Source organism: Faecalimonas umbilicata (assembly GCF_042846195.1).
GTDB classification, from domain to species: Bacteria; Bacillota; Clostridia; order Lachnospirales; family Lachnospiraceae; genus Faecalimonas; species Faecalimonas umbilicata.
Genome location: NZ_AP031411.1, coordinates 1,259,453 through 1,282,117, shown reverse-complemented (window position 1 = coordinate 1,282,117; position 22,665 = coordinate 1,259,453). Strand labels below are relative to the sequence as shown.

Genomic DNA, 22,665 nt, shown 5'->3' with positions numbered 1-22,665 from the left:
AAAGGATTGTATTTTATTTATGTATAAAAAGAAATCAGATGTTTACAGTCAGCATGTCTCTTCTGTTTTGGAATTTATTTACCGAAAACAGAAAACCTCACGAATCGAAATCGCTAACGCAACCGGTCTGACTCCCGCGTTCATGACAGAGATTACCGGAGACCTTAAAAGCCAGAATTTAATCATCGAAATCGGTGACGAGATCAGTAACGCACCCGGCTCCGGCAGAAAGCGGAAGCTTCTTACTTTAAATGCTTCTGCAGGATATCTGATCGGGATTGAACTAAATATGAGAGGAATTTTTTTCGTGATAACAGATCTCTCTGGAAAGGTGATTACAGAAGCTCACGAAACTTTTTCGTCCTACGATGTCAATAATATCAATTCAGAAATTGTTCTACAGTTGAATCTGTTGCTCAAAAAAGTGGATCCTTCGAAAATATTCGGAGCGGGGATTGCCATTCCAGGACATTTCGATTATGACTCACAGACGATCATCTCCAACAATCCTCTTTGGAAAGCGTTTAATTTAAAAGAAATTTCAGTATATTTTCCATTCCCATTCATCGTCAACAACAATGTAGAATGTATGTCTCTCGGAGAATATCTGTTTCAAGCTAAAAATTCTCCGGACAAGTTTTTGTTCTATCATATCGGTCATGGTCTGTTTTGCTCTTTTTTCAATGCAGAGCAGTTGGGGATCAAAAACAACTATTATATTGGTGAAGTCGGTCACACGGTTGTAGATATCAATGGTCCTCTCTGTGAATGCGGCAAACGCGGATGCCTTCAGACTTATATTTCCGAATCATGGCTGATCAAAAATGCGAGATTTCTGTTTCACCAGTCTTCTTCCAGCATTTTCAGAAGCCTTGTAGATAACGCGGAGGCAATCGACATCGATACAGTGATCAAAGCCTATGAACTCGGCGATCCTTATTTTAACACGCAGATTGACCTCGGTATCCGCCTTTTAAGTGTATCCGTCGCAAACACTCTGATCATTCAAGACATCGATAAAATATACTTAAACAGCAGGCTGTTCCGGCACGATTCCTTCCAAAATCAGCTGACCGCTCTGATTCAGGAACAATTAAATTTTATCCCGACCAAACGGAATATAGAAATTGAAATCACTCAATTCGATGATTATCGCGGAGCAATCGGCGCCTGCGCGCTTGCTTCTTTTGCATTTTTAATCAAGAATAAACATTTTGATATTTAATAGAGAAAGAGGGGTTCACTATGAGAACAAAAGAAGAAAACATATGTCTCATCCAGGCACTTAGCAATGCAAACGGCGTATCCGGCTTTGAGGATGAAGTTGCAGAACTTGGTCAAAAAGAGACCGAGGCATACTGCAATGTAACGATCGACTCCTTAAGAAATACTTACATGAGCCTGAAAAATAACCGTAAGCAATCTTGTAAGGTCTGGATCGATGCACACAGCGATGAAGTCGGGTATATCGTGCAGGCGATCAAACCCAATGGTACTATGAATTTCCTCACAATCGGAGGAAGTGATATTTCCAGTCTCCCATCAAATAAAGTACGCGTGCAGACTGCCAAAGGAGAGTATATTCCCGGGATCATTACAAGCAAACCTCCTCATTTTGTCAGCGCTGCAGAGAAAAATCAAGGGCGGATACTTTCAGATCTCGCTATCGATGTCGGTGCTGTAAGCGCGCAGGATTTGAAAGAAAACTTTCAGATCCGTATGGCTGCTCCGGTTGTCCCGGACGTGACATGCACCTATGATGAAACGCACGATTTATTTATAGGAAAAGCGTTTGACTGCCGGATTGGATGCGCCGCTCTGATTGAAACACTGAACCAGTTAAGTACGGAAATGCTGGATGTAGATGTAGAGGCAACTCTGACCGTGCAAGAGGAGGTGGGAGAAAGAGGCTCTATGGCTGCTGTCGATAACATCGATGCCGACGTGTGCATTGTATTTGAGGGATGTCCGGCAGATGATACCTTTTCTCCTGACTATCTAATCCAGGCAGCACTCCGAAAAGGTCCAATGCTTCGCCACTTTGATTGTTCGATGATCACAAATCCTCGTTTCCAGCGGTTTGCTCTGGATCTTGGGGAAGAACTCGGTATTCCAGTGCAGGAATCTGTCCGCAGTGGCGGAGGTACAAATGGAAAATACATCCATGCTTCCCGCCACGGTGTCCCAACCATCGTGATTGGCATTCCTGTCCGTTATATCCACAGTCATCATGGAATCTGCACACTCGAAGATTACGAAAATGCGGTAAAACTCGCCGTGGAAATTGTCAAACGGCTCAACGAAGAAACAATCAAAAGTTTTTAATCCAAAACAAAAAGAGAACTTAGAAGGAGTCCCCTCAGACTCTCCCTTCCAGTTCTCTTTTTCATAATATTATTTGACATGCATTGCATAGACCCTTTACGCAACTACTCTTGCAAAATTTCCAGCATTTTCTCCGGATCTTCTGCTGCTTTCACCTTATCATTTGCCCGAATGATTACGCCTTCTTCATCAATAAGATACGTTGTTCTGACCACTCCCATGGATACTTTTCCATAATTCTTTTTTTCTTTCCACACATCATAAGCTTTTATAACTTCTAATTCGGTATCTGACAAAATCGTAAATGTTAACCCTTGTTTTTCTTCAAATCGCTTATGCGATGCAATGCTGTCCTTGCTGATTCCAAGCACAACTGCGCCTTTTTCTTCAAACTGCGGATATCGTTCACTATAGCCACATGCCTGTTTTGTGCAGCCAGGTGTATTATCTCTTGGGTAAAAATACAAAATAACCTTTTTCCCTCTATAATCTTTTAAACTATGCGTCTCTCCATTTTGATCTGGAAGTGTAAATTCTGGTGCCTGAATACCTGTTTCTAACATAAGATCTCTCCCTTCTTTTTTCTCATTCCGCATTAAAATGGTGTCCCCATCAGATCATACGGTGTAATCTGGTACACATAGTAATTCAGCCAGTTTGTATACAAATCATTGGCATGTGAGCGCCAGGATAACACCGGTCTTCTCTCACAGTCATCTTCCGGATAATAATTTTTAGGAAGCGCTATCGGAAGTCCCTTTTCTTTATCTCTCATATACTCTGTGTGGAGCGTCATCCGATCATATTCGGGATGTCCCATCACAAAAATCTGTCGGCCATCCTCTGCCATCACAAGGAAAACTCCCGCCTCCTCAGACTCTGCCAAAATCGTAAGACGCTCATCCGATTCAATTTGATCTTTTGGGATAGTCGTATGTCGGGAATGCGGAGCCATAAAATAATCATCGAACCCTCTCACAAGCGGAATTTTTCGATTTTTCACGCGATGTTCAAAAATCCCGAATAGTTTTTGCTCCAGCTGCACCTTCTCCAATCCATAATGATAATAAAGTCCCGCCTGCGCTCCCCAACAAATATGAAACGTGGAGGTCACATGTGTTTTCGTCCACTTCATAATCTCTTTTAGTTCATCCCAGTAATCCACTTCCTCAAATTCAATCTGTTCGACCGGCGCTCCCGTAATGATAAAGCCGTCAAATTTTTTCTCCTTGATTTCTTCAAACGGAACATAGAACTGATTTAGATGACTGGTGGCGGTATTTTTTGATTCATGGCTGGAAACGTTGACAAATGTCACATCAACCTGAAGCGGTGTATTGGACATAGAGCGAAGCATCTGAAGTTCTGTGTCTTGCTTCAGCGGCATCAGATTCAAAAGTCCAATTTGGATCGGACGGATGTCCTGATGTACCGCTCGATATTCATCCATAACAAATATATTTTCCCGCTCCAATATTTCCTTGGCAGGAAGTTCATTTTGTACCCGAATCGGCATCTTTACTTTTCCTCCTCTTTTTCACAATCTTCTTTTCCTCGCACCTGTGCTTCTCCGATATTCTGCTCATCGTTGCTTCCATGGATAAACTCTCCGGATTCTGCATCTACATAGCTGGTATCATCGTAGACAGCAGAGTCTGTCGGCAAATGCTTTTTCTCCAGATTCTGGTTGATAAACATTTGGAACAGATAATAGATCACTGCAAATGTTGGCACTCCCATAATCATACCGGCAAATCCGAACAGTCCTCCTCCAAGTAAAATCGAAAAGACTACCCAGAACGCAGACAGTCCGGTAGAATCTCCAAGAATCTTCGGCCCGATGATATTTCCATCCAACTGCTGCAAGAAGATAATGAACACTAAAAAGTAAAGTCCTTTGATCGGATCTGTCAACAAAAGCAGTATCGCACTTGGAATCGCACCAATGTACGGTCCAAAAAACGGAATCACATTTGTCACACCGACGATCACACTGACCAAAAGAGTATACGGCATATCAAGAATGCTTAATCCTATGAAACACAGCACCCCGATAATTGCAGAATCAATGATCTTTCCAATGATAAATCCACCGAAGATCTCATTTGATTTTCTCGTAATATGTAATACCAGATTTGCCTTTTCTGGTTTGAGCACTGCATATACTACTTTCCGTGACTGCCCTGCAAATGTTTCTTTGCTAAACAATACATACACAGAAACAATGATTCCGATCACGATATTCATCAGTTCATTGACAACGCTGATGACTCCTTCAGTCAGACCGGAAATCCATATATTAATCTGTCTTAGGAGATCACTCCGAATCCAGTTTTCAAAAAACGCGGTTGTTTCTGTGAGCACATTTTTTGTGATCAGCGCAAGGGTAGAATCGTCAAATTCCATCTCACTTAACCGTTCCATCCATTCATTGAGCTGTTCCGGCACAGTGTAAACCATATTTCGAATACTTCGATATAACTCCGGCAAAATCATATTGCATAACGCAACAATCAATGCCCCGGCAAAAAGCAGTGCGGTAAAAATCCCCACACCTCTCGCAAACTTTTTCAATCTCTCCTCTTTTTTTATCTTTCCCTTTAACAGCTTCACAATAAAATTTTCTACCATCTTCATAAGTGGATTCAACAAATATGCCAAAACAAACCCATAGATGATTGGTTTCAAAATCTGAAAGATTTTTCCAAGAACGCCGGAAATATGACCAAATCTTAAAAATGCAAAATAAAACACAATGCTGGCTGCAACGACGAGGAATGCTGTCATCCCCCTGTTTAAATGTTGCTGCAATTTAGAAGTGGTTCTCTTTGTCAGCCGTGGTTGCTTATGATAAGGACTGTTATCTGTTCTCTCTTCCCGAGAATCCTGCTTTTTTTCCTGTTCTTCCATTTTCCCGCTCCTTTCCTTTTTTCATATGAAATCATTATACCCTCTGCCATACCACGCGTCAATACGCTCACACTACGAAAAGGCACCGCCAGATCTCTTGTATCTGACGATGCCTTTTCTTCCTGATTTTTCACTCTATTCGCAGACAGCACAGAACGTAGCACATTCTGTCTCCTGACAGTGGCATGCATTGCTTCCTTCCACACTGATCTTTCCGGCATGACATTTGCAGGATTCATTATACTGACAGTCTGTCGCCTTACAGTCGATCGTGCTTGTCGGAGAAGCAGTCCCCGTCACATTGGAATAACTGTCTCCTTTTCTTTCCTGAAAGCTGTCGCAGCAAGTCTCCTCTGAGCGCTTTGCTTTGTTTCCGCCTACTTCAATCTTATCCAGATTACATAAAAATTGCTGATTGTGTACACAAGTCTGTACGGTACATTTTAATTCTGGCATGTTGCTACCTCCTTGTTTGATTACTGTTCACAAACATAGTGTTTCCGCCAAAAACATTCCTATACTTCTTTTCTGATTTTTTTACAGACTTTGTGTCCTCTCGCAGATTTATTTTCCTTCTTCCAATTCTACTTTCCGAATTGTTCTGTTCTTAATCTCCTCTGTGATCTCCGCAATAAATGTATCCAGGCTTCTCTGTCCTTCATCTCCAAGGAAACGGCTTCTGACAGATACCACTCCTTCTTCTTGCTCTTTTGCTCCGACAACGAGCATGTACGGAATCTTATTCAGACGCGCATCACGGATCTTATATCCGATTTTTTCTGAACGTTCATCTACAGAGCAACGGATCTTTGCTTCTTTGAGTTTTGCTGCAACTTCATTTGCATACTCATGATATTTTTCGGAGATCGGAAGTACTTTTACCTGTTCCGGTGCAAGCCATGTCGGGAATGCTCCAGCAAAATGCTCGATCAGAATACCAATGAAACGTTCGATAGATCCAAATACCACACGGTGTACCATGATCGGTCTGTGTTTCTCACCATCTGCTGCAATATATTCCATCTCAAAACGAAGCGGAAGCTGGAAGTCTAACTGGATTGTTCCACACTGCCATGTTCTTCCAAGTGTATCTTCCAGATGGAAATCAATCTTCGGTCCGTAGAATGCCCCATCTCCTTCATTGATCACATATGGAAGCTGCAGCTCATCCAGTGCAGAGCGAAGCGCATCTGTTGCGATATCCCAGTCTTCCTGGCTTCCCATGCTGTCTTCTGGTTTTGTAGATAATTCTACATGGTATTTAAATCCGAACAGACTATATACTTCATCAATCAGTCTTGCAACCCCTTTGATCTCATCTTTGATCTGCTCTCTTGTCATGAATATATGTGCATCATCCTGTGTGAAGCTTCTAACTCTCATCAAACCGTGGAGTGCACCTGATTTTTCATGGCGGTGTACTGTTCCAAGTTCTCCCATACGGAGTGGAAGATCTCTGTAAGAGTGTGGTTCTGTCTTATAAACAAGGATTCCTCCTGGACAGTTCATTGGTTTGATTGCAAAATCTTCCTCATCGATCACTGTTGTATACATATTTTCTTTGTAATGTGCCCAATGTCCAGATGTCTCCCAAAGTTGTTTATTTAACATAATCGGTGTAGAAATCTCTACATAACCTGCACGTGTATGCACTTCTCTCCAGTAATCGATCAGTGTATTTTTTAAGATCATTCCCTTCGGAAGGAAAATAGGGAATCCCGGTCCTTCCTCCAAGATTGTAAACAGTCCCAGTTCTTTTCCTAATTTTCTGTGGTCGCGCTTCTTTGCTTCCTCAATTTTCGCAAGATACTCATCAAGATCTGCTTTTTTTGTAAAAGATGTTCCGTAAATTCTTGTGAGCATCTTATTTTTCTCGCTTCCTCTCCAATAAGCACCAGCGAGACTTGTCAGCTTAAATGCCTTGACAGATTTTGTGCTGAGTAAGTGTGGTCCTGCACAGAGATCTGTAAATTCTCCCTGCTTGTAGAAAGAAATCACTGCATCTTCCGGCAGATCTTCAATCAGCTCCACCTTATACGGCTCTTCTTTTTCTTTCATCAATGCAATCGCCTCTTCCCTCGGAAGTGTAAACTGCTCAATTTTCAGATCTTCTTTGACAATTTTCTTCATCTCTTTTTCGATTGTTTCCAGATCTTCTGTTGTAAACGGAACTTCTCTGTCAAAATCATAGTAGAAACCGTCATCAATTGCCGGTCCGATTGCAAGTTTTGTATCCGGAAACAGTCTTTTTACTGCCTGTGCAAGAATATGAGATGTTGTGTGGCGGAACGCATGTGCTCCCTCCTGACTTTGGAATGTATGAATTGTCAGTTCACAATCCTGGTCTATCTTTGTGCGAAGATCGATCACTTCCCCGTCCACTTCTCCTGCTGTCGCCATTCTTGCAAGCCCTTCACTGATATCTGCTGCAATCTCATATACAGACTTTGCTTCACTGTATTCTTTGACAGAACCATCTTTTAATGTAATTTTCATTGTTTTTTCTCCTTTTCTATTTTTATTGTTTTTGTTTCTCCTATTGATCGTGTTTTCCGTTCTTCTGCCAAACAGAAAAATCCCTTGCAGCACAGATCTTGATACTGCAAGGGACGAGTATTTACTCGCGGTTCCACCCTGATTGAACTGGCTTTTGCCAGAACCACTTTCTTGATGATAACGGAATCACCGGGCTGTTTTCAGCCACTCCGAGGTAGTTTTCAGATGCTTCTGTAATAAGAAGTTTCCAGCACAAGACTTCTCTCTCTGTAATCTTCCACATCCTACTCGTCTCATCTACGTATTCTCTCTATTCTTTTGTAAGATACATTCGCATCACTGCGAAAAATTCTCTCACCATATAGTTTAAAAATAAAATTGGATTACATCCTGCTGCAATTCCATACAATCTTGTATAGCCAATCTGTCTCCCAAGCAACAACGACCGATAAATATGAAAATTGTTGGATACAATTCCGATCCGGTCGTCCATACTGTCTACAAGCAGCGCACTGTATTTCAGGTTTTCATAAGTATTTCTCGACTTTTCCTCCAGAGAGATCTGTTCCTCAGCAATACCGTGTGAAACAAGATACTGTGCCATCGCAAACGCTTCTGTCACATCTTCTCCCTTCCCCTGACCACCAGATACGACCACTCGTGTCTCCGGATTCTCTTTCAAATATGCTACTCCTCTATCCAGCCGTCTCTTCAAAGAATTGGTAATCTTCTTTCCTCTCACCTGTGCGCCCAGCACAATGATCACGTCCAGCTTCTTAGGCGGCAGTGTAAGCATTGCAGAGCAGATGATCACCTGTACTGCAAAGAATACAAAATAGGCGATAAAATTCAATGTAAGCAATATGTACTGAAGCCATCTTGGGCTAAAATGTACAATTGCTGCCAATAGGAAATTGAACACCGCAAACACTATCCAGAACGCAGCAAATGTAGAATTCCATTTTCTTGTATAATAGCAGATAAAAAGATAATAGACAATCGCTAAAATTCCTATGACGATAAATCCTGTATGCATCTTCTCACCTCTTTACCCAAGCTGTTATTTTCCACAGCACTTTTTATACTTCTTACCACTTCCGCATGGACATGGATCATTTCTTCCGATCTTCTTCTCTCTGCGAATAGTACCGGATGCTTTTTGCTCTCTGTAAAGCTCCTTTTGTTTCTCTTTTGTGAAGATCTCGTCCCACTGTGGAAGTTCATATAACCAGTCTGCTTTTGCATCGACCATGTTCTTATATAATTTTTCTTTATCAAAGTTTAAGTTCACGATCGTATCTTCTTCCATTGTCTCGATCGGGTTTTCTACTTTCAGACTTTCATTGATTCCATCTAAGAATCCTACCATAGTAAATACTTCTACCTGATATTTCTCTGCAAGTTCCTTTACAGTTCCTCTGACTTCCTCATCTGGATTAGAGAGAAGCTGCTCATAGATTCCTCTCTCAATCTGAAAATATGTCGTCCAAAACTTCTGTAACTGTGTCTTATCCATCTCCTGCGAATACGCAGTAGCTCTCCATTGTTCTAATAAACTCATTTCTACCAATACTCCTTTGTATGTGATTTCGTACGTCCTATTATATACTATTTCTTTTCTCTTTTCAAACATTTTTCGATATTTGCCTGCTTTTCCTCTTACTTGTCAAATTCACAGAAAATACTTTCTTATGCTTATTTCTTTTCTTCATTTGCTTTTTCGTGTGTTTTCCTATATAATAGAGCAAATATCTTGTTTAGAAACGGAGTGTCCTACTATGAAAAAATTCAAACGGATCTTTGCATTGGCAGGTGTGATCTTGCTCTGTGCGCTCTATGCGAGCACACTGCTCTTCGCTTTCATTGATCGTTCTCAGTCTCTTGATCTCTTGAAGGCGTCTATTGCAGCTACAATCATACTCCCTGTATTTTTATATGCCGCAATGATCTTTCATCGTCTTTCAAAAAAAGATGATGACCACGATCAAGAAGAAAAATAAAAACCTACTATCTTATATATAAAGCTCTGCCAGCATCAGTGCAGAGCCTTTTTCTATCACGCTTTGCGGATTGTGCTTTCCTCTTTCTTCCTGTTCCCTGATCTGCTGACGTTTGCTCAAATATTCTTCGATTGAAATGACTTCCTGTGGATTCTGTCTTCGCTTTGTCAACATTTTACATACCTCCTTTTTGCTTCTTTTTCGTTTCTGACTACTTCTCTCTTATTCTTTCTGTCAACTTTATTATTCTATTCCACGCTCCCGGAAAATATGTCTTTTTTCATTGTTTTTCTCAAGTTTTCACTTGATAACTTTATTATAAATCGAAATTGTGACATCCCTATGACAGATCTCTAAACCCTTTCTAATCTAATTATTAAGATTTTCTAATGTATTTTCTAAGTTTTTCTGCATTTTCCTTGACATTTTTCCTGAGTATCCCTACACTAAATCTCATCAACAAAGCAAACATAAAATTTTAACAGAAAGGTTATGGTATCATGGAACAATTTATTTTGCCTGAAGGCTATCACTCTCCACTCACAATCCGGGAAACGGAAGTTGCGATCAAGGAAGTCAAAGATCATTTTGAGCGCGCGCTTGCCAAATCCTTACATCTCACCCGTGTTTCTGCTCCTCTTTTTGTAAAACCAGAAAGTGGTCTGAATGATAATCTCAACGGAACCGAACGTCCGGTTTCTTTTGGAATCCGGGAACAGAACGATGCTCCTGTGGAGATCGTACACTCTCTCGCCAAGTGGAAACGATATGCTTTGAAGCGCTATGATTTCCACTCCGGCGAGGGACTCTATACTGATATGAGTGCAATCCGCCGCGACGAAGACACCGACAACCTGCATTCTCTGTATGTAGACCAATGGGACTGGGAGAAGATCATCTCCAAAGAAGAACGGAACACAGAAACACTTCTCTACACAGTTCGGAAAGTCTATGCTGCCTTAAAAGAAACTGAGGAATTTATTTCCCGCAGATACAATTACATCGAACCGCTTCTCCCGGAAGACATTACTTTTATAACTGCTCAGGAACTAGAAGATCTATATCCCAAGCTTTCTCCAAAAGAACGAGAATACAAAATTGCAAGAGAGAAGAAAGCGGTCTTCCTTTCGCAGATTGGTAAGACTCTTGTCTCCGGGAAGCCGCACGATGGACGTGCTCCTGATTATGATGACTGGGAATTGAATGGTGATATTCTCGTGTATTACCCGGTGCTTGACGTAGCGCTGGAACTTTCCTCCATGGGGATCCGTGTTGACGAAGCCGCTTTAAAGCGGCAGCTGAAAATCGCCGGCTGCGAAGACCGTGCCGAACTGGATTTTCAAAAATCTCTTCTCAACGGAGAGCTTCCCTACACAGTCGGTGGAGGAATCGGTCAGTCTCGGATCTGCATGTTCTACCTCAGAAAAGCCCACATCGGTGAAGTGCAGTCTTCCATTTGGACCGAAGATACCCTTCGTTTGGCAGACGAACACCAGATTCAACTTCTCTAAAATGACTTCCCTGTAAAGCAACAAAACATGCCGGAATATTTTACCATTTCCTATTGGAAATCAGCTTTTTCCGGCATGTTTTTTTCTAAAATTCTATTCTAAGTTTGTATCATTGTTTTCCGATAAACATCCACGCCAGCCTTCTTAGCGGTAGATGATCTCATCTCTTCCCGGTCCGTTAGAAACCATCGTAATCGGATAACCGATCTTCTCCTCAATAAATTCGATATATCTACGACAGTTTTCTGGAAGATCTTCATAGCGTTTAATTCCCCGGATATCGCATTTCCATCCTGGAAGTGTCTCTAGAACCGGTTTTGCACGCTCCAGCAAATAGGTCGGCGGGAAGTCCGTTGTAATCTCCCCGTCAATGTCGTAGGCAACACATACTGGAATCTCATCGAGATATCCAAGTACATCTAAGACAGTAAATGCAACATCTGTTGTTCCCTGAAGTCTGCATCCATACTTGGAGGCAACCACGTCAAACCATCCCATACGTCTTGGACGTCCGGTCGTTGCACCAAATTCTCCTCCATCTCCGCCTCTTCTTCGAAGCTCATCTGCCTCTTCGCCAAAAATCTCACTGACAAATGCTCCTGCTCCAACAGCACTTGAATATGCCTTGCAGACAGTGATGATCTGCTTGATCTCATACGGTGGGATTCCTGCTCCGATCGCACCATATGCCGCAAGTGTTGAGGAAGAGGTAACCATTGGATAAATTCCATGATCTGGATCTTTCAGAGAACCTAACTGTCCTTCCAGAAGAATTTCTTTTCCTTCCTTGATCGCATTGTGCAGATACAGGGACACATCGCATACATATGGAGCAACCATCTTTTTATAGCTCTGCAATTCTTCGTAAAGATCTTCTGGACGAAGTGCCGGTTTCTTATATAAATGCTCTAAAATAACATTCTTCTGTTCACAGACACGAACAACTTTTTCTTTTAACAATTCATCGTCAAATAACTCACTAACCTGAAATCCGATCTTTGCATACTTGTCTGAGTAAAACGGAGCAATTCCTGATTTTGTAGAACCAAAGGATTTTCCACCCAATCGTTCCTCCTCATACTGGTCAAACAGGATGTGATAAGACATGACAATCTGTGCTCTGTCAGACACTAAGATCTTCGGCGCCGGAACTCCTCTGTCAATGATGGACTGAATCTCCCCAAAGAGCACAGGAATATTAAGTGCAACCCCATTTCCGATAATACTTGTCGTGTGATCATAAAAAACTCCTGACGGCAATGTGTGAAGTGCAAACTTTCCATAGTCATTGATGATCGTATGTCCCGCGTTTGCTCCGCCCTGAAAACGAACGATAATGTCCGCTTTCTCTCCAAGCATATCTGTGATCTTTCCTTTTCCTTCATCGCCCCAGTTTGCTCCTACTACTGCTTTTACCATGTCTTATCCTCCTAATCGATAAATGTCTTATTTTATCTTCTTATAAACATTTACAAGCTCTGCTTATTTACTACGCCAACGATTATACTATACTTTTTTCTTGATGTAAAATATTTTTTTGAAAACTTTTCAAAAACTTTTTAAAAAACCTTTATACAAAGTTTCATACAAAATCTGTTCACAATCTCCTACATCAATGGAGCAATCAGACGCAGCACTCTTCCTGCTACCGTCATCACTGTTCCTCTTGTCCGAAGATCCATCACACTTACTTTCTGACATTTTTTCAATGTCTCCTGAAAATCTTTTTCAATATTCCAGACAACCGGATTGTTGTAAATAAAGGTTCCACACTCAAAATGAAGATACAGACTCCGATAGTCCAGATTGATGGTGCCGACCGTCGCCGTGTCATCATCAGAAACAAAAACTTTTGCATGGACAAATCCGGGTGTGTACTCATAAATCTGTACTCCTGCCTCGATCAGCTCTTCATAGTATGTCTTTGCTACTGCAAATGCATACCACTTATCCGGAATGTGCGGCATAATGATGATGACTTCAATTCCACTTTTTGCGGCATACGTCAGATTCGTCACCATCTCATTATCCAGGATCAGATACGGTGTCATAATGTGCACATATTTCTTTGCATGATTTAAAATGTGAAGGTAAACTTGCTCTCCAATGTTTTCATTGTCGAACGGACTATCTCCATAAGGCAGTACATACCCCAGTTCTCTGTGCAGTTCCTCCTGAACCGGAGTCAGATATTTTTCATAATCTTCTTTCTGATGTTCTGTGACATTCCACATCTGCAAAAACATGATTGTAAAATTCTGTACCGCATCTCCCTTGATCATGACCGCTGTATCTTTCCAATGTCCAAACCGTTCTTTCTGATTAATATATTCATCTGCCAGATTGATTCCGCCTGTAAATGCCGTATGTCCATCGATCACGCAGATTTTCCGATGATCTCTGTTATTCTGGTGCGTGGAAAGAATTGGCTTGATCGGACTAAACATCTTGCATTTGATTCCTTTTTCCTGAAGTGTCTCCGGATAATGATACGGCAGAAGCGCGATACAGCACATCCCATCATACATAAATCGGACTTCCACCCCTTCTTTCACCTTTTCTTCCAGGATTTCCAGGATGCTATCCCACATAATTCCCTGTTCTACGATAAAGTATTCCATGAAAATGAATTTCTTTGCCTGTCGAAGTTCCGTTTTCAACTGCTCAAACTTATCTTCCCCCAGCGGGAAATATTTGACACTTGTGTTCCGCTTAATCGGATATCCTGCCTGCCGTGACATATAATGTGCCAAATTTGCGTTGGCTGGTTTGGATACTCTAAGATCTTCTATGATCTCCTCATCCTGCTCCATATATGGCTTTGTCTCAAGTGAGAGATCCTGGAGCCTTTTCCCGATAAACCGTGTTCCAATCTGCACACGGGTAAACAGATAAAATAACATTCCTACGATCGGAATCGCCATTACAAACAAAATCCAGGACATTTTAAATGCCGGATTTTCCTTTCGATTGATAATATAAATCACGACAGCACTGCCGAGTATCAGCAGTAAAAGATACATTACCGGCGCATATTTCACGAGACTTGTAAACATCTCAAACAGCAGTACCACCTGAAAAATAAGAAGCAGAAATACAAGTGCAGTCCTGCTAAATACGATATGAAAAATCCCTTTCTTCGTTTTCTTCTTTACTTCCATCCGATTTTCTCTTTTCCCTTCTCTTTTATCATTTGCCTTTTCCAATTGACAAAAGGAGGCTGCCACAGTAAGCCTCCCCCTTTTTGTCATTCCAATAATTTTTCTGCCAGAAGCGCTGCCCCTGCCCGGATTTCTTCTTCCGGTAAGTTTGCGAATCCAAGGAGGATTGTACAACTTCTCTGCATCTTCTGCGTCTCAAATGTCGACAATCCATAAATCCGTATTTCACCCTGCTTCGCTTTTTTGACGGCATCCTCTTCGCTTCTCCCATCGTGAAACGTGAAAAGCAAGTGAACTCCCGCATATTCTCCGCTGACAGAGCCAATGGAAAGAAGTGGTTTCAGTGCATTTAAAAGCGTATCGTGACGACTTTTATAGAGTGCACGCATTCGATTCAAGTGCCTTTCATAGTACCCTTCTGCCAGAAATCGCTCTACGATTTTTTGATCAATTTTCGACACGGTCGAATTGATAAACCGATATTCCCTCTCATAAACGCAAAGCAAACTCTCTGGAAGAACCATATAGCTCATACGGAGTGCCGGTGCAATCGACCTTGAGAACGTGCCAAGATAAATAACCCGCTCATGAATGTCGTACCCTTGCAGCGCCGGAATCGGTTTCCCTTTGTAGCGAAATTCACTGTCATAATCATCTTCGATAATATAACGCTCTCCTCTGTCTGCCCACTTAAGCAGCTCCAATCTTCGCCGGATTGGCATCACAACCCCCAAAGGGAACTGATGTGACGGCATTACATATGCAACCTGCGCGCCGCTCTTTTCCAGAAGATCTGTCCGCATGCCACTGTGATCCATCGGCACTGTGCACACTTCCTGAGACAAGTTTGCAAACAGACGGTAAGCCTGTTTATATGTCGGTGTCTCAAAGGCGACTTTCTTGTCTTTTCCAAGAATATTGATCAAAAGCATCAAAAGGTAATCATTCCCCGCCCCGACAATGATCTGTTCCGGGCGGCACCTGACTCCTCGCGCCTGATGCAGATAACTGCTGATCGCACTGCGCAGCCCATACTCACCCTGCGAATCTCCAAGGCGAAAGGTCTCTGCACGATCATCCAGAAGGACTTCGCGGGAAAGTTTTCTCCACACCGCATAAGGAAAGCTTTTCAGATCGATTCCGCTCGGTGAAAAATCATAGCGATACTTTTCTCTCTGCTCTTCCTGGCGCTCTGTTCCCGGTTGCTCTTCCCTTCGGAACTGATATACTCCATCAATCTGTGCGACAAATACGCCTTTTCGAGGCTTTGTCTCAATATATCCCTCAGAGAGTAACTGCTCATATGCAAGTTCTACAGTACTTCTGCTAATCTCCAGATATCTCGCAAGTGACCGTGAAGATGGCAGCTTTACTCCACATGCAAGCCGGCCACTCTGAATATCTTCTTTGACATACTGATAAATCTGCTCATACAGCGGAGTAACCGACTGTGGATCAAGCCTGATCGTCAATTCCTTCATTTATATCTCCTATTTCGGCAGTCTGAAAGAGCTCTTCAGCGATACGATACGATTAAATACAAGCGCATCTGGTCTGGAATCTTTTGCATCTACGCAGAAATAACCATTTCTCACAAACTGGAAGCTGTCATAAGCCTGTACACCATCGAAACTTGGTTCCAGATAGCAATCTTTTAAAATCGTAAGTGAATTTGGATTTAAGTTCAAGGAGCCATCCTCTTTGTTATATACTCCCTTTTCTTCATCTACAATATTTTCGTACAGACGAAGTTCTGCCTTTGTCGCATACGGTGCCGGTACCCAGTGGATCGTTCCTTTTACTTTTCTTCCGGTAAATCCGCTTCCACATTTTGTCTCTGGATCATAAGTACAATGTACTTCGATCACGTTTCCATTTTCATCCTTTACAAAGCTTTCGCATTTTACAAAATATGCATGCATGAGGCGTACTTCATTGCCCGGGAACAGACGGAAATATTTCTTCGGAGGCTCTTCCATAAAATCTTCCCGTTCAATATAAAGTTCACGGCAGAACGGAACCTTGCGGAATCCAAGCGCTTCATTTTCCAGATTGTTGGCAACATCCAAATATTCTACTTCTCCTTCTGGATAGTTGTCGATGATCAGCTTGATCGGATCCATCACTGCCATCATACGAGGCTTCTTCATTTTCAGATCCTCGCGGATACAGTATTCTAACATCGCATAATCCACAGAGCTGTTGCTCTTTGACACCCCACAGAGCTCCACGAACATTTTAATCGATTCCGGTGTAAATCCTCTTCTTCTGAGCGCTGCGATGGAAACTAATCTTGGATCATCCCATCCATCCACAATTCCATCTTCGACCAGCTTCTTGATATAACGCTTTCCTGTCACAACATTCGTCAGATACAGTTTTGCAAACTCAATCTGTCTCGGTGGATGATCAAACTCACATTCTCTGACTACCCAGTCATAAAGCGGTCTGTGATCTTCAAATTCCAATGTACAGATGGAGTGGGTAATCTTCTCAATAGCATCCTCGATCGGATGTGCGAAATCATACATCGGATAGATACACCATTGATCTCCGGTATTGTGGTGCGTCATGTGTGCTACACGGTAAAGAATCGGATCTCGCATGTTGATATTCGGTGATGCCATATCAATTTTGGCACGGAGCACTCGCTCCCCATCTTCAAATTTTCCGTCACGCATTGCCTCGAACAATTCTAAATTTTCTTCCACAGAGCGATCTCTGTATGGACTGTTTTTTCCCGGTTCTTTTAATGTCCCACGGTATTCTTTGATCTCTTCTGCTGTCAGATCACAGACATATGCCTTGCCTTTTTTGATCAGCTTGACTGCACATTCATACATCGCTTCAAAATAATCAGAGGCAAAGAACAGATTATCTTTCCAATCTGCGCCAAGCCACTTAATGTCTTCTTTGATGGAATCGACGAATTCTACTTTTTCCTTTGTCGGGTTTGTATCATCAAAACGCATATGGAATGTTCCATTGTATTTCTGTGCAAGACCATAATTTAACAGAATGGACTTTGCATGTCCGATATGTAAATATCCGTTCGGTTCCGGAGGGAATCTTGTGCAGACGGTATCATACACTCCTTCTTTTAAATCTTTGTCTATTTCCTGTTCTATAAAATTTTTAGAAACTACTTCGTTCTCCATTGTCATCCTCCTCGTTTTCATTCATGCTCAATATCTTACCATAAAATAAAATTGATAACAAGGTAGATTTTACCTGCCCGCCGAAATTCTTCCTTCCATTCTGCCCTGCAGTTTTAAAAGTGCCTGCACAAGGATCGCACTGTGATCCACCGCAATCTTCCCCGGCTCCCGCACCCGATAGGAGACTTCCTGGACCAACTCTCCCCTGCAATTTTTCTCTACAACTGCAGTTGTGTCAATCTGTTTCTCTTCATTAAACAACTGAAGCTGATAGACTTGCAGACTTGTGTCTCCATTCCTCTGTTCCTCCACGCAAGACAATCGGATCTTACACCACGCAGCATCAGCCGCATCGTCCCCGGCCTCGATGGAGATTTCTTCTCTGTTTACAAGCGCCATGTACGCAGTTGTGATCACTCTCGTGCGCGGATCCCGGTCCATCGCACCATAAACTGCAATCTGCTCCATGCAGAGTCCGCTGACGCCTGTCTCTTCTTGCACTTCTCTCCTTGCAGTCTCTTCCAAATCTTCTCGGAGATTGATAAATCCTCCCGGAAGCGCCCAGAATCCGATACTTGGATGGTTACTTCTCTTTACAAGGAGTACCTCAAGCGCATTGACATCTCTAATCTGCTCTTCCATTCCTCTGTATGAAAATACTACCGCATCCGTCGTACACGATGGCGTCTCATATCTATACGGCTGATACCCCTCCAGAAATTCTTCCAATGTCTGTCCATCCTTGTTCCGCTCGCCGGTTCCTCTAAATGGCTCAATATTTTCCAAAAACGATGCCATCCTATTTCCCTCCATTTCGTTTCTTTATCCGACCTCTCTGATTGTTCCCGCTCCACGTACTCTATACACAGTTTACCATCAATCAAGTATGAAGTCTATGTAATAAAAAAAGAATAAGAACTTTTAAATCAAAAATTCTTACTCTCTCCTGAAGCTGCCTAGGGGACTTGAACCCCCGACCTCCGCCTTACCAAGGCGACGCGCTACCGACTGCGCCAAGGCAGCATATTTTACTGTCAACATTGATACTATACCGAAAAACACTCTCCTTGTCAAGAGGAGAGTGTTTGATTTTCAATTATTTTTGTATGTTTCCTGGCACATGCACCATGCTTCATTCTTTCTTATGGTTTAAAATTCCTTGTGCCTTGCTTTTAATCCTCTGCAATGCATTATCTACTGCTTTGGGACTTTTCCCGATCAATTTCGCGATCGTCTGGTACTCCGTGCCGAGCAGATGCAAGTATAAGACACGGTTTTCCAGATCACTGAGCTGTTCTTTGAGCATACTTTCTGCCTGCCGGAAATATTCCTTATTCAGGAACAATTCTTCCGGGTTGTTCTCCCTATCCGGCTGGATCGTATCAATCAACGGCGGACGCTTGTTTTCCTCAGACGCATCTCCCTCCTCGTAAAGAGAAACATAAGAATTCAGAGGAATATGTTTTTTTCTCTTTGATGCCTCAATCGCACTGTACATCTGTCTCGAGATGCATAGTTCTGCAAAGCTTGCAAACGAACTTTCCAGCGCAAGATCATAATCCCGGACCGCTTTAAAAAGTCCGATCATCCCCTCCTGGATCAGGTCATCATTTTCTCCTCCGAGGAGAAACATCGCCTTTGCCTTTTTTCGCACGAGATATTTATATTTTTCCATAATGAAATCCATAATCTCAGACTCTCCTTTCCGGAGAGCCGCGATCAGCTGCTCATCTGTCATTTTCTCATACGTTTCCATCTATCCACGCTGCCTTACGATCTCATACGCCAGCACTCCTGCTGCCACCGATGCATTTAAGGAATCAATATCCCCTTTCATTGGAATGGAAGCAACAAAATCGCACTTCTCCTTCACAAGGCGGCTGACTCCCTCTCCCTCGTTTCCAATCACAAGACCAATCGGACCAGTCAGATTCATCCGGTACATGGACTCTCCGCCCATATCTGCACAGACAAACCAAAGTCCACGCTCTTTTAACTCTTCCATCGTCTTTGCAAGATTTGTAACCTTTGCCACAGGAGTATAATTCAATGCCCCTGCCGAAGTTTTCGCTACCGTCGCTGTAAGTCCTACTGCTCTCCGCTTCGGAATGATCACCCCATGTGCACCGGCAAGATTGGCTGTACGGATGATTGCTCCAAGATTGTGCGGATCCTCGATATTATCAAGCAGAATGAAAAACGGATCTTCCCCTCTCTTTTCTGCAAGCGCAAACATATCTTCAATCTCAGAATATTCATAAGCCGCTGCATGCGCAATGACTCCCTGATGCTTCCCGGTTTCTGACAGCTGATCCAACCTTTCCTTCGAAACGAAATTTAAGATCGTATCGTGCTTTTTTGCCTCACGAACAATCGTGCGGACCGGTCCGTCCTGACATCCATCAAGGACAAATAACTTATCTACCGGTTTTCCCGAACGGAATGCCTCCAGCACTGCATTTCTCCCCTCGATCGTCAGTGACTTGATTTCTATCTTTGTTTCCTTACTCATCTTTGTTCTCCTCTGTATTCAAACTTTCTAATCCCAATCGAATCAACTCAACCATCCGCGTCCAGTTCTTCTCCAGATACAGATACCCCATAAGTGCCTCAAACCCTGTAGCTCTCCGGTAATCTGTCACAGATTGGTTTTTTGCCGGGGAAACTGACTTGGAATTTCTTCCTCTCTTATAAACAGCCAGCTCCTCCTGAGTCAACACTCCCTGAAGTGTCCGCATCATCTTTGACTGCGCAGATGCCTGCACAAGAGCACTCGTCTCTTTGTGCAGTTTCTGTACTTGTTTATTTCCTTCATTGATCACGATCGTTTTGATGATCAGATCATAAATACTGTCCCCAATATATGCCAGTGTCAGTGGAGAGTATTCCCGGATATCTACTTCTTTTAAGGAAAATGTCTCCTGCATACAGGAAAACAGATCTTGTTCTATGCTCTTTTCCATTTTACTCCTTCTCTTGTATCTTCCAAAATAATTCCTTTTTCTAACAACTCGTTACGAATCTCATCTGCTCGCTGGAAATTCTTTGCTTTTCTCGTCGCCTGCCGTTCTTCTATTAATGCTTCGATATCTTCTGCAAGAAGTTCTTCTTCCTTCACTACAATGATTCCGAGAACATCGGACAAATGTACAATGCGTTCCAGAAGCGCGCTGTCATATGCCTGAGAAGAAGTTTCATCTGCTGTTGTATTTGCAAATTTTACAAGCTCAAAAATTGCCGCAATGGCATCTGCCGTATTAAAGTCATCTTCCATTGCCTCCTCAAACGCAGTGACAAACTTCTCAGTTTCCTGGATTTGTACTTTCTCGGCATCGGTCATCTCCCCATTCTTTGCGTTTGCCGCAAGATATTTCAAATTCTCTGCCGCCGTAATGATACGCTCCAGTCCGTTTTTAGAAGCCGCCATCAGTTCCGCGCTAAAGTTTAGCGGACTTCTGTAATGTGCACTCAGCATAAAGAAACGGAGCACCTGCAGATCATACTGTTCTGCAATCTCACGCACCGTACGGAAATTCCCGAGTGATTTTGACATTTTTCGATTATCGATATTTAAAAATGCATTGTGCATCCAGTATTTTGCAAACTCTTTCCCATTGGCCGCCTCGCTCTGTGCGATCTCATTTTCATGATGAGGAAATACAAGATCCTCTCCTCCCGCATGGATATCGATCTGATCACCCAAATACTTTTTGGACATCACTGAGCACTCGATATGCCATCCCGGACGGCCGTCACTCCACGGTGATTTCCAGAAAGGTTCTCCCTCTTTCTTCGGTTTCCAAAGTACGAAATCAAGCGGATCCTCCTTCTCGTCTTCTCCTGTTACAAGAAGAGATCTTCCGCCGGATCGTAAATCATCCAGATTTTTATGAGACAGCTTTCCGTAAGGCCCAAATTTTCTTGTGCGGAAATATACCGTTCCGTTTTTCTCGTAGGCATATCCTTTTTCGATCAGCTGCCCGATCATCTCGATCATTCCATCAATCTCCTGTGTTGCCAGTGGATGGGTCGTCGCCGGCTTGACATTCATGCCTTCCATGTCCTTTTTGCACTCTGCGATATATCTCTGAGAGATTTCCTCCGCAGATACATGTTCCTCGATCGCCTTCTTAATAATCTTGTCATCAACATCCGTAAAGTTTGATACGAAGTTTACCTCATATCCTTTGTATTCAAAATATCTTCTCACTGTGTCAAATACGATCATCGGTCTTGCATTTCCAATATGAATAAAATTGTATACCGTCGGTCCGCAAACATACATACGAACTTTCTTCTCTTCTAACGGTACAAATTCTTCTTTTTTCTTTGTCAATGTGTTATACAGTTTCATCTTTCTTCCTCCTGCTCTTTTTCTTTTTTGCTTTTGGCTCTTTTTCGTCTTTTTTCTGCCTCTTTTTCTCTTCTTTTTCCAAGCGGCATTGCTGCAGACTTTGCTTTAACTCCATCACTTGATTTTTCAGACGAAGATTTTCTTCTTGTAATGCGTGAATATCAGTAAGAACCGGATCCGGCAAATGGATCTGATCCAAGTCTGTCCGCGGTATCTTTTCGCTGCCCATTCGGACAATTCTGCCCGGTACTCCGACAACTGTACAATTCGGCGGCACTTCTTTTAACACAACAGACCCGGCGCCGATCTTTGCATTTTCTCCGATCGTAAAAGAACCAAGAATCTTTGCTCCGGCACTGACCATCACATTATCCTCCAAAGTCGGATGCCTTTTCCCTTTTTCCTTTCCAGTCCCTCCAAGTGTCACTCCCTGATAAAGGGTGACATTATCGCCAAGCACTGCTGTCTCACCAATGATCACTCCACTTCCATGATCGATAAAAAGTCCCTTCCCGATTACTGCACCCGGATGAATCTCTATTCCGGTCTTTCTTACTGCCCTCTGAGAAATCCACCTGGCCAGAAAATAATGCCTGTTCTGGTACAGCTTATGCGCTGCCCGGTAATGAAGGATTGCTTTAAAACTCGGGTATAAAAACACTTCTGCAGTTGTCTTGATCGCAGGATCCCTTTCTCGGATCACCGCAATCTCCTCCCTGATGTAAGAAACCATTCCCATCCTGCTGCCTC

The 22,665-nt window shown here is 42.6% G+C and carries 22 protein-coding genes, 1 tRNA gene and 1 other annotated feature; of the genes, 4 read left to right on the top strand and 19 right to left on the bottom strand.

The features are described 5' to 3' along the window. Nucleotides 1-19 precede the first annotated feature (19 nt). Both ACGG81_RS06130 and ACGG81_RS06125 read left to right on the top strand, forming a co-directional pair. Nucleotides 20-1,225: an ROK family protein gene (locus ACGG81_RS06130; protein ID WP_390110122.1), complete on the top strand. Its 1,206-nt coding sequence runs from the start codon at nt 20-22 to the stop codon at nt 1,223-1,225. Between the two features lie 20 nt (nt 1,226-1,245). Next, entirely contained in the window at nt 1,246-2,325 is a 1,080-nt protein-coding gene (locus tag ACGG81_RS06125; protein WP_009262543.1) for a M42 family metallopeptidase, read from the top strand. Between the two features lie 104 nt (nt 2,326-2,429). Here ACGG81_RS06125 and bcp read toward each other — a convergent pair whose 3' ends face one another. The 7 genes from bcp to ACGG81_RS06090 all read right to left on the bottom strand — a co-directional run bounded on the left by bcp (nt 2,430) and on the right by ACGG81_RS06090 (nt 9,292). Further along, entirely contained in the window at nt 2,430-2,888 is a 459-nt protein-coding gene (bcp, locus tag ACGG81_RS06120; protein WP_390110119.1) for a thioredoxin-dependent thiol peroxidase, read from the bottom strand. Nucleotides 2,889-2,920: 32 nt separating this feature from the next. Then, nucleotides 2,921-3,841 (bottom strand): homoserine O-succinyltransferase, encoded by a 921-nt coding sequence (metA, locus tag ACGG81_RS06115; RefSeq protein WP_390110116.1) that lies wholly within the window; start codon nt 3,839-3,841, stop codon nt 2,921-2,923. Nucleotides 3,842-3,843: 2 nt separating this feature from the next. Further along, nucleotides 3,844-5,235 (bottom strand): AI-2E family transporter, encoded by a 1,392-nt coding sequence (locus tag ACGG81_RS06110; protein WP_016439087.1) that lies wholly within the window; start codon nt 5,233-5,235, stop codon nt 3,844-3,846. Between the two features lie 135 nt (nt 5,236-5,370). Beyond that, nucleotides 5,371-5,691, bottom strand: a complete 321-nt coding sequence (locus ACGG81_RS06105; protein WP_008976012.1) for a DUF1540 domain-containing protein — start codon at nt 5,689-5,691, stop codon at nt 5,371-5,373. A gap of 108 nt (nt 5,692-5,799) precedes the next feature. Next, nucleotides 5,800-7,731, bottom strand: coding sequence for a threonine--tRNA ligase (gene thrS, locus ACGG81_RS06100; RefSeq protein ID WP_016439088.1), 1,932 nt, complete (start codon nt 7,729-7,731; stop codon nt 5,800-5,802). Nucleotides 7,732-7,837: 106 nt separating this feature from the next. Continuing rightward, nucleotides 7,838-8,040, bottom strand: a binding site (T-box leader). 1 nt (nt 8,041) lies between these two features. Next, the gene (locus ACGG81_RS06095) at nt 8,042-8,767 is read right to left on the bottom strand and encodes a YdcF family protein (RefSeq protein WP_009262549.1); all 726 of its coding nucleotides are present in this window, start codon (nt 8,765-8,767) and stop codon (nt 8,042-8,044) included. 24 nt (nt 8,768-8,791) lie between these two features. Then, a complete protein-coding gene (locus ACGG81_RS06090; RefSeq protein WP_008976016.1) occupies nt 8,792-9,292 on the bottom strand; it encodes an SEC-C metal-binding domain-containing protein in 501 nt (166 codons plus the stop codon). 217 nt (nt 9,293-9,509) lie between these two features. On the opposite strand from ACGG81_RS06090, the gene ACGG81_RS06085 reads away from it, so the two are divergent. Then, the gene (locus tag ACGG81_RS06085; RefSeq protein WP_120105214.1) at nt 9,510-9,731 is read left to right on the top strand and encodes a hypothetical protein; all 222 of its coding nucleotides are present in this window, start codon (nt 9,510-9,512) and stop codon (nt 9,729-9,731) included. Nucleotides 9,732-9,743: 12 nt separating this feature from the next. Here ACGG81_RS06085 and ACGG81_RS06080 read toward each other — a convergent pair whose 3' ends face one another. Then, nucleotides 9,744-9,905, bottom strand: coding sequence for a hypothetical protein (locus ACGG81_RS06080; protein ID WP_008976018.1), 162 nt, complete (start codon nt 9,903-9,905; stop codon nt 9,744-9,746). 326 nt (nt 9,906-10,231) lie between these two features. Between ACGG81_RS06080 and asnA the strand changes: the two genes are divergently transcribed. Further along, entirely contained in the window at nt 10,232-11,242 is a 1,011-nt protein-coding gene (asnA, locus tag ACGG81_RS06075) for an aspartate--ammonia ligase (protein WP_009262552.1), read from the top strand. A gap of 144 nt (nt 11,243-11,386) precedes the next feature. Here the strand turns inward: asnA and ACGG81_RS06070 are convergent, their stop codons facing one another. The 11 genes from ACGG81_RS06070 to epsC all read right to left on the bottom strand — a co-directional run bounded on the left by ACGG81_RS06070 (nt 11,387) and on the right by epsC (nt 22,654). After that, on the bottom strand, nt 11,387-12,661 hold the full coding sequence (locus tag ACGG81_RS06070) for an adenylosuccinate synthase (protein ID WP_009262553.1): 1,275 nt from the start codon (nt 12,659-12,661) through the stop codon (nt 11,387-11,389). A 188-nt stretch (nt 12,662-12,849) separates the two neighbouring features. Continuing rightward, the gene (gene cls, locus ACGG81_RS06065; protein ID WP_009262554.1) at nt 12,850-14,469 is read right to left on the bottom strand and encodes a cardiolipin synthase; all 1,620 of its coding nucleotides are present in this window, start codon (nt 14,467-14,469) and stop codon (nt 12,850-12,852) included. A 20-nt stretch (nt 14,470-14,489) separates the two neighbouring features. Then, on the bottom strand, nt 14,490-15,884 hold the full coding sequence (locus ACGG81_RS06060; protein WP_390110107.1) for a PLP-dependent aminotransferase family protein: 1,395 nt from the start codon (nt 15,882-15,884) through the stop codon (nt 14,490-14,492). Between the two features lie 9 nt (nt 15,885-15,893). Next, nucleotides 15,894-17,561 (bottom strand): glutamine--tRNA ligase/YqeY domain fusion protein, encoded by a 1,668-nt coding sequence (locus tag ACGG81_RS06055; protein ID WP_009262556.1) that lies wholly within the window; start codon nt 17,559-17,561, stop codon nt 15,894-15,896. Nucleotides 17,562-17,630: 69 nt separating this feature from the next. Further along, nucleotides 17,631-18,359 (bottom strand): NUDIX domain-containing protein, encoded by a 729-nt coding sequence (locus tag ACGG81_RS06050; RefSeq protein ID WP_390110105.1) that lies wholly within the window; start codon nt 18,357-18,359, stop codon nt 17,631-17,633. 152 nt (nt 18,360-18,511) lie between these two features. Further along, a tRNA-Thr gene (locus ACGG81_RS06045) sits at nt 18,512-18,584 on the bottom strand. A 109-nt stretch (nt 18,585-18,693) separates the two neighbouring features. Continuing rightward, the gene (gene sigH, locus ACGG81_RS06040; protein WP_270196911.1) at nt 18,694-19,317 is read right to left on the bottom strand and encodes an RNA polymerase sporulation sigma factor SigH; all 624 of its coding nucleotides are present in this window, start codon (nt 19,315-19,317) and stop codon (nt 18,694-18,696) included. Continuing rightward, nucleotides 19,318-20,073 carry a 23S rRNA (guanosine(2251)-2'-O)-methyltransferase RlmB gene (gene rlmB / locus ACGG81_RS06035; protein ID WP_009262559.1) on the bottom strand — a complete coding sequence of 252 codons (756 nt, stop codon included), beginning with the start codon at nt 20,071-20,073 and terminating at the stop codon, nt 19,318-19,320. It abuts the gene before it with no gap. Continuing rightward, on the bottom strand, nt 20,066-20,524 hold the full coding sequence (locus tag ACGG81_RS06030) for a Mini-ribonuclease 3 (RefSeq protein WP_008976028.1): 459 nt from the start codon (nt 20,522-20,524) through the stop codon (nt 20,066-20,068). Before ACGG81_RS06030 ends, rlmB begins: the two co-directional genes overlap by 8 nt. Next, nucleotides 20,509-21,915 (bottom strand): cysteine--tRNA ligase, encoded by a 1,407-nt coding sequence (gene cysS / locus ACGG81_RS06025; RefSeq protein ID WP_390110103.1) that lies wholly within the window; start codon nt 21,913-21,915, stop codon nt 20,509-20,511. Before cysS ends, ACGG81_RS06030 begins: the two co-directional genes overlap by 16 nt. Then, complete coding sequence (gene epsC / locus ACGG81_RS06020; RefSeq protein WP_390110100.1) at nt 21,902-22,654, bottom strand: serine O-acetyltransferase EpsC; 753 nt, start codon at nt 22,652-22,654, stop codon at nt 21,902-21,904. The genes cysS and epsC overlap by 14 nt, the downstream gene beginning before the upstream one ends. Between the last annotated feature and the right edge of the window lie 11 nt (nt 22,655-22,665).

Coding starts and splice junctions, on each gene's coding strand:
- ACGG81_RS06085 (WP_120105214.1), top strand. CDS start 9,510: ATGAAAAAATTCAAACGGATCTTTGCATTGGCAGGTGTGATCTTGCTC.
- rlmB (WP_009262559.1), bottom strand. CDS start 20,073: ATGAGTAAGGAAACAAAGATAGAAATCAAGTCACTGACGATCGAGGGG.
- ACGG81_RS06095 (WP_009262549.1), bottom strand. CDS start 8,767: ATGCATACAGGATTTATCGTCATAGGAATTTTAGCGATTGTCTATTAT.
- ACGG81_RS06030 (WP_008976028.1), bottom strand. CDS start 20,524: ATGGAAAAGAGCATAGAACAAGATCTGTTTTCCTGTATGCAGGAGACA.
- sigH (WP_270196911.1), bottom strand. CDS start 19,317: ATGGAAACGTATGAGAAAATGACAGATGAGCAGCTGATCGCGGCTCTC.
- ACGG81_RS06070 (WP_009262553.1), bottom strand. CDS start 12,661: ATGGTAAAAGCAGTAGTAGGAGCAAACTGGGGCGATGAAGGAAAAGGA.
- epsC (WP_390110100.1), bottom strand. CDS start 22,654: ATGGGAATGGTTTCTTACATCAGGGAGGAGATTGCGGTGATCCGAGAA.
- ACGG81_RS06055 (WP_009262556.1), bottom strand. CDS start 17,561: ATGGAGAACGAAGTAGTTTCTAAAAATTTTATAGAACAGGAAATAGAC.
- ACGG81_RS06105 (WP_008976012.1), bottom strand. CDS start 5,691: ATGCCAGAATTAAAATGTACCGTACAGACTTGTGTACACAATCAGCAA.
- metA (WP_390110116.1), bottom strand. CDS start 3,841: ATGCCGATTCGGGTACAAAATGAACTTCCTGCCAAGGAAATATTGGAG.
- bcp (WP_390110119.1), bottom strand. CDS start 2,888: ATGTTAGAAACAGGTATTCAGGCACCAGAATTTACACTTCCAGATCAA.
- ACGG81_RS06080 (WP_008976018.1), bottom strand. CDS start 9,905: ATGTTGACAAAGCGAAGACAGAATCCACAGGAAGTCATTTCAATCGAA.
- cysS (WP_390110103.1), bottom strand. CDS start 21,915: ATGAAACTGTATAACACATTGACAAAGAAAAAAGAAGAATTTGTACCG.
- thrS (WP_016439088.1), bottom strand. CDS start 7,731: ATGAAAATTACATTAAAAGATGGTTCTGTCAAAGAATACAGTGAAGCA.
- ACGG81_RS06110 (WP_016439087.1), bottom strand. CDS start 5,235: ATGGAAGAACAGGAAAAAAAGCAGGATTCTCGGGAAGAGAGAACAGAT.
- ACGG81_RS06125 (WP_009262543.1), top strand. CDS start 1,246: ATGAGAACAAAAGAAGAAAACATATGTCTCATCCAGGCACTTAGCAAT.
- ACGG81_RS06090 (WP_008976016.1), bottom strand. CDS start 9,292: ATGAGTTTATTAGAACAATGGAGAGCTACTGCGTATTCGCAGGAGATG.
- ACGG81_RS06050 (WP_390110105.1), bottom strand. CDS start 18,359: ATGGCATCGTTTTTGGAAAATATTGAGCCATTTAGAGGAACCGGCGAG.
- ACGG81_RS06060 (WP_390110107.1), bottom strand. CDS start 15,884: ATGAAGGAATTGACGATCAGGCTTGATCCACAGTCGGTTACTCCGCTG.
- asnA (WP_009262552.1), top strand. CDS start 10,232: ATGGAACAATTTATTTTGCCTGAAGGCTATCACTCTCCACTCACAATC.
- ACGG81_RS06130 (WP_390110122.1), top strand. CDS start 20: ATGTATAAAAAGAAATCAGATGTTTACAGTCAGCATGTCTCTTCTGTT.